A 12,226-nucleotide genomic window follows, 5' to 3' on the forward strand; every position below is an offset into this window, starting at 1 on the left:
GTGCGAGTCTAGGAACGGGCGCGGGTCAGGAGGGGCGGGAGGGGGCCCAGGGGGGCGGGGACCATCGACCGACCATCGGTTCCTGACAGGTTTCTGACATTTCCGGGAGACCGGGGGACACGCGTCCGCCCCGCCCGCCGGGGGCCGTACGCCCGAACGCCCCGTCCGCCGCGACCCCCGGGCGCTCCCGTGGCACGGTGGCAGAACTGCCGTCACCGACGACCCCGGAGCCTCGTAATGGCAGATCTGCAAGACGATCCGTACATCACGACCACGTCCTCTTCCCCTTCCTCGGCCGATCCGTCCGAAACGACGGACCCGGCCCCCACCGAGCCCGGCTCGGACGAGCGGGCCCGGGCACTGCTCGCCGCCCACCCCGTCATCGACGGCCACAACAGCCTGGCCCAGGCGCTCCGGCAGATCAGCCCGCACGACCTGGAGCTGGGCGAGGCGGCGCTCGACACCGACATCCCGCGGATCCGCGCGGGAGGTGTCGGCGGACAGTTCTGGTCCCTGGCCGTCCCCGGACAGGCCGTCGACCAGAACCGCGCGATCAGCTCCACCCTGGAGCTGATCGATCTCGTGCGGGCGCTGATCTCGAACTGCCCGGAGGGCCTGCGCCTCGCGCTGAACGCCGGTGACCTCGCCGACGCCCGCAACTGCGGCCGCGTGGCATCCCTCCTCGGCCCGGTCGCGGGGCCCGCCCTGGGCGACTCCATCGGCACCCTGCGCGGCTACCACGCGCTGGGCGTACGGTGTGTCGCGCTCGCCGGCGCCGGCTGGGCCGCCGACGGACTGACCCGCTTCGGCCAGGAGATGGTCAGGGAGATGAACCGCCTCGGCGTGCTAGTCGACCTGTCCGGCACCACCTCCGCCACGATGCGCGCCGCGCTCGCGGTCGCGAAGGCGCCCGTCCTGCTGTCCCACTCGGCGGCCCGCGCCCTGACCGACCACCCGGCCAACGCCGCCGACGACGCCCTGGAACTGCTCCCCGCCAACCACGGCGTCTGCATGGTGAGCTTCGCCCCGGAACAGGTCGCCCGTGGTGCGGGCCGGCCGTCCGTCCGGGACGTCGCCGACCATGTCGAGCATGTACGGGAGGTGGCGGGCCCGGAGTCCGTGGGCCTGTCGGGGTCGTACGGTCTGGAGGCCGGAGGCCCCCGTACCGCCGGCCTGGAGGACAGCTCGCGCTACCCCCGGCTGATCGCGGAACTCCTCGACCGGGGCTGGGACGAGGCCGATCTGGCGGCCCTGACCTGGGGCAACGCGGCGCGGGTGGTACGGGACACGGAGTTCGCGGCCCGGGCGGCGCAGCAGCGCCGCGGTCCGTCGACCGCGATGATGGAGGACCTGGACGGCAGATGAGCCCGCCGGGCCCGTGCCCCTGAACACCCGCCCGGCGCCCGCCGGGCGGTCAGGCGCGGGGCCCCCACCCCCGCGTCAGGCGCGGGGCCGCCCCATCGCCCGGTACGTCCAGCCCGCCGCGCGCCACACCTCGGGGTCCAGGGCGTTGCGCCCGTCCAGGATCAGCCGGCGGGACGCCGCCGCCCCCAGGGCCGCCGGGTCCAGCTCCCGGAACTCCCGCCACTCCGTGAGGTGCAGGACAACATCGGCGCCCCGTACCGCCTCCACCGCCGAGTCCGCGTACCCGAGCGTCGGGAAGAGCCGCTTGGCGTTCTCCATGCCCTTGGGGTCGTACACCGTCACCTGACCGCCCTGGAGGTGGATCTGGCCGGCGACGTTGAGCGCGGGGGAGTCCCGTACGTCGTCCGAGTCCGGCTTGAAGGTCGCGCCCAGCACCGCGACCCGCTTCCCGAGGAACGACGAGTCACCGCCGACCGCCTCCCGCGCCAGCTCCACCATGTCGCGGCGGCGGCGCATGTTGATCGAGTCGACCTCGCGCAGGAAGGTCAGGGCCTGGTCGGCGCCCAGTTCCCCGGCGCGCGCCATGAACGCGCGGATGTCCTTCGGGAGACAGCCGCCGCCGAAGCCGATCCCGGCCCGCAGGAACTTCTTCCCGATCCGCTCGTCGTACCCGAGCGCCTCCGCCAGCTTCTGTACGTCCCCGCCCGCCGCCTCGCAGACCTCGGCCATCGCGTTGATGAAGGAGATCTTCGTGGCGAGGAAGGAGTTCGCGGCGGTCTTCACCAGCTCGGCGGTCGGGAAGTCCGTCACCACGAAAGGCGAGCCCTCGGCGAGCGGCGTCGCGTACACCTCGCGCAGGACCCGCTCCGCGTGCTCGCTGCGGACCCCGGCCACCACCCGGTCCGGGTGGAGGGTGTCCTGTACGGCGAAGCCCTCGCGCAGGAATTCCGGGTTCCAGGCCAGCTCCACCTCGCCGCCGGCGGGTGCCAGCTCGGCGATCCTGGTGGCGATCCGCTCGGCGCTGCCGACCGGCACGGTGGACTTGCCGACCACCAGCGCGGGCCGGTTCAGGTGCTTGGCGAGGCTCTCCATCGCGGAGTCGACGTAACTCATGTCGCACGCGTACTCGCCGTGCTTCTGCGGGGTGTTGACGCAGACGAAGTGCACATCGCCGAACTCGGCGACCTCCGCCCAGTCCATCGTGAAGCGCAGCCGCCCGCTCGACCCCTCGATGCCGGCGACGTGCTTGCCGAGCAGCTCTTCCAGCCCGGGTTCGTACATCGGGACGCGGCCCGCCGAGAGCATCTCGATCTTCTCGGGCACCACGTCGAGTCCCAGCACCTCGAAGCCCAGTTCCGCCATGGCCGCGGCGTGCGTGGCGCCGAGGTATCCGGTGCCGATCACGGTGATCTTGAGGGCCATGCGGAGCTCCTGGGGGTGCGGGCGGGGTGCGGTGCCTGAGCATAGCCGCGTGTCACGGGCGTTCCGCAGGGGCATTCCAGGTGTGCGGGGCGGCCGTGGGACAGCTGTCACCAAACTCACGTACGCCCCTTCCGCACCAGGCCCCTAAAATCGAGTTACTTAACGGTAGTTAGCATCCCTGGGGAGTGAATGACCGTGGCCGGATCGGCTGATTTCGACCTGTACCGCCCGTCCGAAGAGCACGACATGCTCCGCGAGACCGTCCGCGCGCTCGCCGAGGCGAAGATCGGCCCGTTCGCCGCCGCCGTCGACGAGGAGGCCCGCTTCCCGCAGGAGGCGCTGGACGCGCTGGTCGCCTCGGACCTGCACGCCATCCATGTCCCCGAGGAGTACGGCGGCGCGGGCGCCGACGCGCTCGCCACCGTGATCGTCATCGAAGAGGTCGCGCGCGTCTGCGCCTCGTCCTCCCTGATCCCCGCCGTGAACAAGCTGGGCTCGCTGCCGGTGATCCTCTCCGGCTCCCCGGACCTGAAGAAGAAGTACCTCGGCCCGCTGGCGAAGGGGGACGCGATGTTCTCGTACGCCCTCTCGGAGCCGGACGCGGGCTCGGACGCGGGCGGCATGAAGACCAAGGCGGTACGGGACGGCGACCACTACGTCCTCGACGGCGTGAAGCGCTGGATCACCAACGCCGGTGTGTCCGAGTACTACACGGTCATGGCCGTCACCGATCCCGACCGGCGCACCAAGGGCATCAGCGCCTTCGTGGTCGAGAAGTCCGACCCGGGCGTGTCCTTCGGCGCCCCGGAGAAGAAGCTCGGCATCAAGGGCTCCCCGACGTGTGAGGTCTACCTGGACCACGTCCGCATCCCCGCGGACCGCCTGATCGGCGCGGAGGGTACGGGCTTCGCCACCGCGATGAAGACCCTGGACCACACCCGCATCACCATCGCGGCCCAGGCCCTCGGCATCGCCCAGGGCGCCCTGGACTACGCGAAGGGATACGTCCAGGAGCGCAAACAGTTCGGCAAGCCGATCGCGGACTTCCAGGGCGTCCAGTTCATGCTCGCCGACATGGCGATGAAGCTCGAAGCGGCCCGCCAGCTCACCTACGCGGCGGCGGCCCGCTCGGAACGCGTCACGGCGGGCGCCACGAAGGAGGACCTGACCTTCTTCGGCGCGGCGGCCAAGTGCTTCGCCTCGGACGCGGCGATGGACATCACCACGGACGCGGTCCAACTCCTCGGCGGCTACGGCTACACCCGCGACTACCCGGTGGAACGCATGATGCGCGACGCCAAGATCACCCAGATCTACGAGGGCACGAACCAGATCCAGCGCATCGTCATGGCCCGGAACCTGCCGTAGGGGACTTCGCAGGTCGGACGCGTTCTTGGAGCAAGCAAGCAAGCAAGCGGGCAAGCAAGCAAGCAAGCGGGCAAGCAAGCGGGCGGGCGGGCGGTGTGCGTGCCGCCCGCTTGCGATCTACAGCCGCCCAGGCTGGTCGACGGGGCGATGGGGGTCGTCCATCCACACCCGCTGGCCGTTCCCGTCCACCGACAGCCCGAAGCGGGACCGTTCGGGCTTCCCCAGGTCATGCCACCGAAGGAATACCTCACGTACGTCGTCCCACAGCGTTCGAGGGCCGTACTGCTCGACCTCGTAAGTCTCCGCGTCCGGGACGTACTCCACCGTCGCCCATGACGTGCCGTCGTCGGCGAAGAACCACAGGGTGGCCTCCCCGCTGTTGTCGTCCGCGTCGCACCACCGGAACCACGCGTCGGTGACGGCCAGGCCGATGAAGAACGCCGGATCGTCCTGGATGACGTTCTGCGGCGGGATGTCCGTCGTCCCCTTCACTCCTTGTTCCTGGTGGTACAGGTCTGCGACGCGCCCGGCCCCGCCCCGATGGGTGCGATCCCACATGAAGGCCGGAGACCCGGAGAACGTGCCCTGGGCCTTCCCGTCCACCACGTCCAGGGTGGCGAACGAGCCGCTGAAGAAGCTGCTCCCCCAAGGCGTGACAACCCGCCCGTTCGGGCACTGCTCCAACCACGCTTGTGGCACGTCCCGCATGCCGCAGGTGCAGACGATCCGGTGGTACGGCGCCCCCTGGTGGTGGCCGTCGCGGCCGTTGCCGAGAACTGTCGTCGGGCGGAACCCTGCCCGTTTCAGATTCTCGTCGGCCAGGGACAGTACCGTCTCGTCCAGCTCCACGCTGGTCACGTTGCTCTCGCCCAGGCGGTGGGAGAGCCATGCGGCGTGGTAGCCGGTGCCGGTGCCGATCTCCAGGACTCGATGCCCGTCCCGTACATCCAGCAGGGCGAGCATTTCGAGCATGACCGACGGCATGGACGAGGACGACGTAGGCAACCGGAAGGCATCGTCGGCCGTGGGCTTCCCGTCGTTGACCTGGGTCACGACCGGCCCGTCCGTGTAGACGATCCGCAACCATTCTTCCGGGTCCTCGGCGAAGTCACCGCCCACGATCACCTCGGGGATGAACAGGGCCCGATCCACGGACGCCACGGCGTCCTGCCACTCCGCAGGCAGCGCGCCCTTTCCCAGGAGGCTCTGAACAAGCCGGTGTTGTGTTGTCATCGGGCCTCACTTCTTCTTCGGCGGGGGCTCGTAGGGACGGGTCGGGCCCGGCGGCTTGTCCCGGTGGCCGTCACTGCTGGAGGTATCCGGTGTCCCGGAGTGGCTTCCGCCCTTTTTTCCCATCTCAGCCTCGCTTCGTGTTGATCGCGTGATTCGTTCCGACAACGACGCTACGAAAGAATCGAGTTGCCGGTCCACGATGTTGCAGGCTGTTGCAGAGCAATTAGTCGAGGGCGTCGATCGCCCTGCTGATCAGGGTTCGGGCTCGGGGGCCGTAGACGGCCATCGCGGCCAGCCGGGCGAAAGCCCCCTGATACACCTTTACTTCCGTCGGCGTGGTCACAGTGACCTTCGCGGCCAGCAACTCGACGTGCACCCGCTGGTCATCAAACATGGTGAACGTCTCAGGGCCCCACATGACGCGGTGCGTGGACCGGGGGATGATGCCGATCGACACGGCTGGATACGCCATCGCCGCCAGCAGGTGGGCGAGTTGGGCGGCCATCACACTGTCGCCGCCGATGCGGTGGGTGAGTACGTCCTCCTCGATGAGTACGACCACGCGGTGAAGGCCGTCCCGGATGAGGTGCGACCGGTCCACGCGGGCTGCGGCGGCTTCGCCGACATCGTTCGGGAGGCCGCGGAAATCCGCGATGAGGGAGAGCAGCGCGTGGGCGTAGTCCTGGGTCTGGAGAAGTCCGGGCACGACTTGGGCGCAATACACGCGAAAGAGCCGCGTGCGCTCGTACAGCGGGGCATTCGCCTGTTGGAGCCTGCGCAGGCCGGTGCGCTGCATGCGCCGCCACTCGACGTACATCGAGTCCGCGGAACGCGAAGAGGCGATGAGGTCAGCCGCTTGCTCCTCGGCGCCGCAGGCCCCGCACCAGGCTCGGATGTCGGCATCTGAGGGGGCCGTCCTGGCGGCCTCGACGCGTGAGGTCTTCGCCTTGTTCCAGGCGCATCGATCAGCCAGCTCTTGCATGGTCAGGTCGGCGTCGAGGCGCAGTTCCTTGAGCCGCGCGGCCAAGGACTCGCGTGCCGCCTGGGCACTGGAGAGGGAAGACGAAGGCATGAGCTGACTGAGAGGTGAGGGAGACGATCAGAACTGGTATTCGTCGTGAGGGATCCCAAGCTCCCACGCAGATTCGAACGATGCGGCGAACAGCTTCAGAGTGTCCGGCTCCGAGGTGAATTCGTCCGTGACGAGCGAACCGTTCCCGGCGAAGTGGTGCACCCTCGCCAGCCTGTCGTCGAAGAGCCAGTAGTCGTTACACGGAAGCAGGAGGGTTGAAGCGAGACGCCGCGGCACCCATCGGACCTGCTCGCCGGCGGCGAGATTGGCCCGGGTCATCTCGTGCTCCCAACGAATGTATTCGGACACCGGTTCGCTGACGATTCTGGCCCGGCGGACGGATACGCCGCGCGCGACCGCCTCGGCGATCTGGTCGTGAAAGGCTCGCCACCACGACGGCAAGTTGTCCCAGTCGATCCGGTCGCCACGTCGCCATGCCGCGAACCGATCGTTGTCGCCGTAGTCGTCTCGCATCTCCAGGTGGACCGCTGAGCGGTCCGTACCCCGGATGCACTCAGCGAAGCTCGGCTGCTGAGCGTTCCGCGGCATCGCATGCCTTCCTGATCTGCGCCACCATCCGGGCCGGAATCCTGACGACGGTTTCGGTGCAGGGAATCGGACCGACTTCCAGGCACTTCTTCTCTGTCGCGGCGTCCGCTCTCCACCCCTGAAAGACGAAGTCACCGTTCTCGTCATCCACCCACACGGTCGGGCAATGATCCTCGTCGGTGTCCGGGTCTTTGCCGAAGAAGACTAATGACATGGCTACCTCTCCCGCGTCGAGCGTGTTGCGACTTGTCGCATGAGCTTCGTCGCGGTGGGGCGCCTACGTCAAGACGGCGCAAACCTGGCTCATTTGACGACCGCAGGGGCACCCGGATCCGGGTGCCCCTGCGTGCGAGGTGGCGAGCTGCGGCGGTGGGGTCAGTTGCTCTTCACCGTTACTTTTTCGTCGTTGTTGAGCTGGGTCACCAGTTGCTTGACCTTCGCCGCGTCCCAGAGGAGATTGCCGCCCGAGCTGCCCGCGAGCGGGATGTTCATCGAGGTGCCGTCGCCCCCCGTGACGCCCTTCATCGCGAAGAACATCTTGCCCAGCGAGTACAGGGACATGTCCTTGTCCACGATGAGGGTGTCCAGGCCCGCGCCCATGGTGGGGTAGAACGTGAACGGGTTGAGGATGGTGCCCGGGGTCGCCGTCTGGGAGGCCAGGGCCGCGAGGAACTTCTGCTGGTTCTTCGTACGGTCGAGGTCACTGCCGGCGAACGCGTACCGCGTCCGGACGAATGCCAGCGACTGCTCGCCGTCCAGGGTCTGCTTGCCCGCCTTGAAGTCGGCGCCGGACTTCTTGTCCTTGAAGGCCTTCGGGATGTCGAGCTCCACGCCGCCGATCGAGTCCACGATGTTGGCGAAGCCCGCGAAGCCGATCTCGACGTAGTGGTCTATCCGCAGCCCGGTCTTGGCCTCGATGGTGCGGACGAGCAGGGTGGGACCGTCCTCGGCGTACGCCGCGTTCAGCTTCTTGTGCGTGTTCGGCTGCGCCGGGAACACCTTGCCCGACTCCGAGCCCTTGAACGACGGGATCGTCACGTCCGAGTCACGCGGCAGCGAGATCAGCGTCGGACCGTTGGACCCCGTGTGCAGGATCATCATCGAGTCGGTGCGCTTGCCCTCGGCCGAGCCGGTGTGGAGGTCCTTCTTCTCCTCCGAGGACATGCCTTCCCGGCTGTCGGAACCGACGATCAGGTAGTTCGTGCCGTCGCCCTCCGCCGGGCGGTCGATGACCTTCGAGAGGTCGACCTCGCGCTTGAGCTTGCCGTCGGCCCAGAAGTACGTCCCGATGGAGACGGCGAGGATCGCGACGACCAGGACCAGCGAACCGATCTTGAGCCGGCGGCGCCAGTCCGGCGCCTGCCGCGGCCCGGACGCCGGCGCGGGCCCGGGGTAGCCGCCCTGACCGCCACCGCCACCGCCGCCCCCACCGCCCCCGGCGGGCGCGCCGTAGACCTGGCCCGTGTTGTAGCCGCTGTCGTACCCCTGCTGCTGGGGCACGCCCTGCGGCGCCTGCACAGGGGGCGTCGCGCGGGCGCCCTCGGGCTGCGCGCCCGTGCTGCCGCGTCCGTAACGTCCGCCGCTTCCGCCGTTCCGCCCCTCGGGCCAATCGTTCATGTCAGCCAGTGTGCCGGGGTCCGCCCGGCCGCTGACAGGGCGGGTGAGGAATCGGGTCGGCCCTGTTGCCAAGCTGATGCAATGCGACCCGTATCGGAACGCCACAGACCCCCCACATAGGGTGGAGGCATGACAGCCCAGGCGGATCTTCCGGGGAAACCGACCTCCGCGTCCCGGACCACGCTCAGCCACATCATGACCGGCGGCGACACCAATCTGCTGGGTACGGTGCACGGCGGCGTGATCATGAAGCTGGTGGACGACGCGGCGGGCGCCGTCGCGGGCCGGCACTCCGGCGGCCCCGCCGTCACCGCCTCCATGGACGAGATGGTCTTCCTGGAGCCGGTCAGGGTCGGCGACCTCGTCCACGTACGCGCCCAGGTGAACTGGACAGGACGCTCCAGCATGGAGGTCGGCGTACGGGTCATGGCCGAGCGCTGGAACGAGTCCACGCCCGCCACCCAGGTCGGCTCCGCCTACCTCGTCTTCGCTGCCGTCGACGCGGACGGCAGGCCACGCCCCGTACCGCCGGTGGTCCCGGAGACCGAACGGGACCGGCGGCGCTACCAGGAGGCGCAGATCCGGCGTACGCACCGGCTCGCCCGGCGCCGCGCCATCAAGGAACTGCGGGAGAAGCGCGCGGCCGAGGGATTCGACGACACGCGGGACGCGCGCGAGAACTGACCCGACCGGTGTGTCGGCGGGCCGCCGGCTGTCCCGACGTCAGGGGCACGCCACCTGGTCCCCCGTCAGCGCCTCGAACCGTCCCGCCGGCGTCGCCTCCACCCGTACCGGCGCCACCGCCCGGTACTCCGACCCCGCCAGCACCTTGAGCGTCCCGCCCTGCCCCTTCACGGCCCGCAGCTCGCTGCCGGGCAGCGCGGTCGCCAGGGACCGGGCCGAGCGGTCCCACCGGGGGTCGTACAGCACCTGCGTGCGCCGGACGTCCCGTACGTCCGCGGTGAGCGGCGCGCCGGTCGTACGGAAGCCGGCGGCGCGCAGCGCGTGGTCGACCTGCTTGCCCAGGCCGTCCGTCCGGGTCGCGTTGTAGACCTGCACCCGGATCCCCTCCGGCTTCACGTCGACGAGCGCGGCCCTGGGCGACCCGGCGGGTCCCGGCCGCTTCGACGCCGGTACGGGGGACGGTGGCGCGGAGGACGGCCGTACCGGGGACGGCTGCGGACGCGACGGCCCCGGCGCGGGCCCCGCCGCCGGGTCCCGTGGCACCGGCGGCCCCGGCAGCGCCAGCGGCCTGTCCTCGCGCAGCGCCCGGAACAGCTTCTCCGACTTCTCCGGGTCCCACTTCACCGTCGAGCCGATGCCCGGCAGCGACACCCCCTTGGCCAGCAGCGGTACGGAGGTGAACTCCGAGGACGACGGGGAGAAGCCGCGCATCGCCTTGTTCAGGCTCAGCAACTGCCGCGCGCCGAAGTCCGCGTCCGCCCGTACCGAACCCAGCAGGGCCCGGGTGACATCGCGGAACCTCACCGGGTTCAGCAGGACCCCGCTGCTCGTGGCCCGGCTGATCAGCGCCGCGACGAAGCGCTGCTGGCGCTGCATCCTGCCGAGGTCGGCGTTGCCGTCGATGTGCCGTGACCGTACGTACTGGAGCGCCTGGCCGCCGTCGAGCCGGTGGGTGCCGGGGGTCAGGTCGAGTCCGGTGTACGAGTCCTTCAGCGCCCGGGGGGTGCAGATCTCGACCCCGCCGACCGTGTCGACCGTCTTCATGAAGCTGGTGAAGTCGACCTCCAGGTAGTGGCTGATCTTCACCCCCGTCATGTGCTCCACGGTCCTGACGGTCAGGTTGGGGCCGCCCTCCGCGTACGCCGCGTTGATCTTCACCGGGTGTGTCTTGTGCTTCTTGCCCGTGGTGGTGTCGGTGTGCGCGGGGATCTCGGCGTAACTGTCGCGCGGCAGGCTCACGACACTGGCGCGCTTCCCGTCCTCCGAGAGGTGGACCAGCATCATCGTGTCGGTGCAGTGGCAGGGCGCGCCGCCGAGCCGGTACTTCTGGCGCTCCGCCTCGGTGATCCTGTCCCGGCCGTCGGTGCCGACGAGGAGGAGGTTGAGGCCGTGGCCCGGGTCGGGCCGGTTCTTCATGTCCTTGAACGCGTCGACCCGGTCGATCCCGGTGCCGAGGCTGGTCACCACCGCGTGGCCGATCCCGCCGGCGGCCAGCACGAGCACGGACAGGGTGGTCGCCGCCCGCATCCCCCAGCGGGGCCGCCCGTCCCGCCGTACCGGCCGCCGTCCGGTTCCGCGCCTGACCGGCGGCCGCGGGCGGGCGGCGGCCGGGCGGCGGGCCGGACGGGGGGAGCGGGGCGGCGTGGGCACGGGGGACACCTCCGCGGTGGGGACGAGGGTACGACGAGGCCGGTGGCGGGCGGGTGAGGGATCGTGAGCACCGTAGGCCCATACGATCAGCGGCAACGGATACGGCCGGGCGGCGCGCGTCGCTGTCCCCCGTTCGCGGTAACGTGGCGGCCATACCGCCGTCTCCCGAAGGACCCCGAACCTCCATGCCTGTCGTGTCGCCCGCGGTGTCCGTGATCATGCCGGTGCTCAACGAGGAACGTCATCTGAGGAACTCCGTCCGGCACATCCTGGAGCAGGAGTACGCCGGCGAGATGGAGGTGGTCATCGCGCTCGGTCCCTCCACGGACCGTACGGACGAGATCGCCGCCGAGCTGGTACGGGAGGACCCCCGCGTCCACACCGTGCCCAACCCGACCGGCCGCACCCCGGCGGCGCTGAACGCCGCGATCGGCGCCTCGACGCACCCCGTCGTCGTACGGGTCGACGGCCACGGCATGCTGTCGCCGAACTACATCGCCACCGCCGTCAGGCTGTTGGAGGAGACGGGCGCGCAGAACGTCGGCGGTGTCATGCACGCCGAGGGCGAGAACGACTGGGAGAACGCGGTCGCCGCCGCCATGACCTCGAAGATCGGCGTCGGGAACGCCGCCTTCCACACCGGGGGCGAGGCCGGCCCCGCCGAGACCGTCTACCTGGGTGTCTTCCGCCGCGAGGCGCTGGAGCGGGCGGGCGGCTACAACGTGGAGTTCATCCGCGCCCAGGACTGGGAGCTGAACTTCCGTATCCGCGAGGCCGGCGGCGCGATCTGGTTCTCCCCGGAGCTGCGGGTCCAGTACCGCCCGCGGCCCTCGGTCAGGGCGCTCGCCAAGCAGTACAAGGACTACGGCCGCTGGCGCCACGTCGTCGCCCGCTACCACGCGGGCTCGATCAACCTCCGCTACCTCGCCCCGCCGACGGCCGTGTGTGTCATCGCCGCGGGCATCGTGGCCGGCGCGGTGCTCACCCCGTGGGCCTTCGTCGTACCGGCCGGGTACCTCGCCGCGATCACCGCGGGCTCGGTCCCGGCGGGCAAGGGCCTGTCGCTGGGTGCCCGGCTGCGGATCCCGGTGGCCCTGGCGACGATGCACATGTCGTGGGGGTACGGCTTCCTCACCAGCCCGCGCTCCCTGGCGAAGAAGGTCATCGCGAGCCGCCGCCCGCCGGTGCGGACCGGCTCCGCCGCGACCACGGACGCGAACGACGTCACGACGGCCTGACCGCCGCCGCCGTACACCAAAGTCCCGT

At 70.1% G+C, this 12,226-nt stretch carries 11 protein-coding genes; 4 read left to right on the forward strand and 7 right to left on the reverse strand.

Annotated features, from left to right (window positions below; translation table 11 throughout):
• The first annotated feature begins 237 nt into the window (after positions 1–237).
• Positions 238–1,365, forward strand: a complete 1,128-nt coding sequence (locus ACIO1C_RS21140) for a dipeptidase (RefSeq protein WP_401865724.1) — start codon at positions 238–240, stop codon at positions 1,363–1,365.
• A 75-nt stretch (positions 1,366–1,440) separates the two neighbouring features.
• Here ACIO1C_RS21140 and ACIO1C_RS21145 read toward each other — a convergent pair whose 3' ends face one another.
• The gene (locus ACIO1C_RS21145; RefSeq protein ID WP_401865726.1) at positions 1,441–2,787 is read right to left on the reverse strand and encodes a UDP-glucose dehydrogenase family protein; all 1,347 of its coding nucleotides are present in this window, start codon (positions 2,785–2,787) and stop codon (positions 1,441–1,443) included.
• Between the two features lie 189 nt (positions 2,788–2,976).
• On the opposite strand from ACIO1C_RS21145, the gene ACIO1C_RS21150 reads away from it, so the two are divergent.
• Positions 2,977–4,155, forward strand: coding sequence for an acyl-CoA dehydrogenase family protein (locus ACIO1C_RS21150; protein WP_401865728.1), 1,179 nt, complete (start codon positions 2,977–2,979; stop codon positions 4,153–4,155).
• A gap of 117 nt (positions 4,156–4,272) precedes the next feature.
• Here the strand turns inward: ACIO1C_RS21150 and ACIO1C_RS21155 are convergent, their stop codons facing one another.
• From ACIO1C_RS21155 to ACIO1C_RS21175, 5 genes are all read right to left on the reverse strand, one after another.
• On the reverse strand, positions 4,273–5,388 hold the full coding sequence (locus tag ACIO1C_RS21155) for a methyltransferase domain-containing protein (RefSeq protein WP_401865730.1): 1,116 nt from the start codon (positions 5,386–5,388) through the stop codon (positions 4,273–4,275).
• Positions 5,389–5,611: 223 nt separating this feature from the next.
• A complete protein-coding gene (locus ACIO1C_RS21160) occupies positions 5,612–6,460 on the reverse strand; it encodes a helix-turn-helix domain-containing protein (RefSeq protein ID WP_401865732.1) in 849 nt (282 codons plus the stop codon).
• A gap of 27 nt (positions 6,461–6,487) precedes the next feature.
• Complete coding sequence (locus ACIO1C_RS21165) at positions 6,488–6,934, reverse strand: DUF6879 family protein (protein ID WP_401865734.1); 447 nt, start codon at positions 6,932–6,934, stop codon at positions 6,488–6,490.
• A 40-nt stretch (positions 6,935–6,974) separates the two neighbouring features.
• Positions 6,975–7,223: a hypothetical protein gene (locus ACIO1C_RS21170; protein WP_327236333.1), complete on the reverse strand. Its 249-nt coding sequence runs from the start codon at positions 7,221–7,223 to the stop codon at positions 6,975–6,977.
• A 161-nt stretch (positions 7,224–7,384) separates the two neighbouring features.
• Positions 7,385–8,626 carry an LCP family protein gene (locus ACIO1C_RS21175; RefSeq protein WP_401865736.1) on the reverse strand — a complete coding sequence of 414 codons (1,242 nt, stop codon included), beginning with the start codon at positions 8,624–8,626 and terminating at the stop codon, positions 7,385–7,387.
• 129 nt (positions 8,627–8,755) lie between these two features.
• On the opposite strand from ACIO1C_RS21175, the gene ACIO1C_RS21180 reads away from it, so the two are divergent.
• The gene (locus ACIO1C_RS21180) at positions 8,756–9,310 is read left to right on the forward strand and encodes an acyl-CoA thioesterase (RefSeq protein ID WP_401865738.1); all 555 of its coding nucleotides are present in this window, start codon (positions 8,756–8,758) and stop codon (positions 9,308–9,310) included.
• A 39-nt stretch (positions 9,311–9,349) separates the two neighbouring features.
• Here the strand turns inward: ACIO1C_RS21180 and ACIO1C_RS21185 are convergent, their stop codons facing one another.
• On the reverse strand, positions 9,350–10,837 hold the full coding sequence (locus ACIO1C_RS21185; protein ID WP_401865841.1) for an LCP family protein: 1,488 nt from the start codon (positions 10,835–10,837) through the stop codon (positions 9,350–9,352).
• Between the two features lie 308 nt (positions 10,838–11,145).
• Between ACIO1C_RS21185 and ACIO1C_RS21190 the strand changes: the two genes are divergently transcribed.
• Positions 11,146–12,198, forward strand: a complete 1,053-nt coding sequence (locus ACIO1C_RS21190) for a glycosyltransferase family 2 protein (RefSeq protein ID WP_401865740.1) — start codon at positions 11,146–11,148, stop codon at positions 12,196–12,198.
• Positions 12,199–12,226: the final 28 nt, after the last annotated feature.

Origin of the sequence: Streptomyces sp. NPDC087420 (genome assembly GCF_044744165.1) — a bacterium.
Classification (GTDB): Bacteria; Actinomycetota; Actinomycetes; order Streptomycetales; family Streptomycetaceae; genus Streptomyces.

Bases quoted from the DNA above. Each gene is read 5' to 3' on its own strand.
- ACIO1C_RS21140 (WP_401865724.1), top strand. From the start codon at position 238: ATGGCAGATCTGCAAGACGATCCGTACATCACGACCACGTCCTCTTCC.
- ACIO1C_RS21145 (WP_401865726.1), bottom strand. From the start codon at position 2,787: ATGGCCCTCAAGATCACCGTGATCGGCACCGGATACCTCGGCGCCACG.
- ACIO1C_RS21150 (WP_401865728.1), top strand. From the start codon at position 2,977: ATGACCGTGGCCGGATCGGCTGATTTCGACCTGTACCGCCCGTCCGAA.
- ACIO1C_RS21155 (WP_401865730.1), bottom strand. From the start codon at position 5,388: ATGACAACACAACACCGGCTTGTTCAGAGCCTCCTGGGAAAGGGCGCG.
- ACIO1C_RS21160 (WP_401865732.1), bottom strand. From the start codon at position 6,460: ATGCCTTCGTCTTCCCTCTCCAGTGCCCAGGCGGCACGCGAGTCCTTG.
- ACIO1C_RS21165 (WP_401865734.1), bottom strand. From the start codon at position 6,934: ATGCGAGACGACTACGGCGACAACGATCGGTTCGCGGCATGGCGACGT.
- ACIO1C_RS21170 (WP_327236333.1), bottom strand. From the start codon at position 7,223: ATGTCATTAGTCTTCTTCGGCAAAGACCCGGACACCGACGAGGATCAT.
- ACIO1C_RS21175 (WP_401865736.1), bottom strand. From the start codon at position 8,626: ATGAACGATTGGCCCGAGGGGCGGAACGGCGGAAGCGGCGGACGTTAC.
- ACIO1C_RS21180 (WP_401865738.1), top strand. From the start codon at position 8,756: ATGACAGCCCAGGCGGATCTTCCGGGGAAACCGACCTCCGCGTCCCGG.
- ACIO1C_RS21185 (WP_401865841.1), bottom strand. From the start codon at position 10,837: ATGCGGGCGGCGACCACCCTGTCCGTGCTCGTGCTGGCCGCCGGCGGG.
- ACIO1C_RS21190 (WP_401865740.1), top strand. From the start codon at position 11,146: ATGCCTGTCGTGTCGCCCGCGGTGTCCGTGATCATGCCGGTGCTCAAC.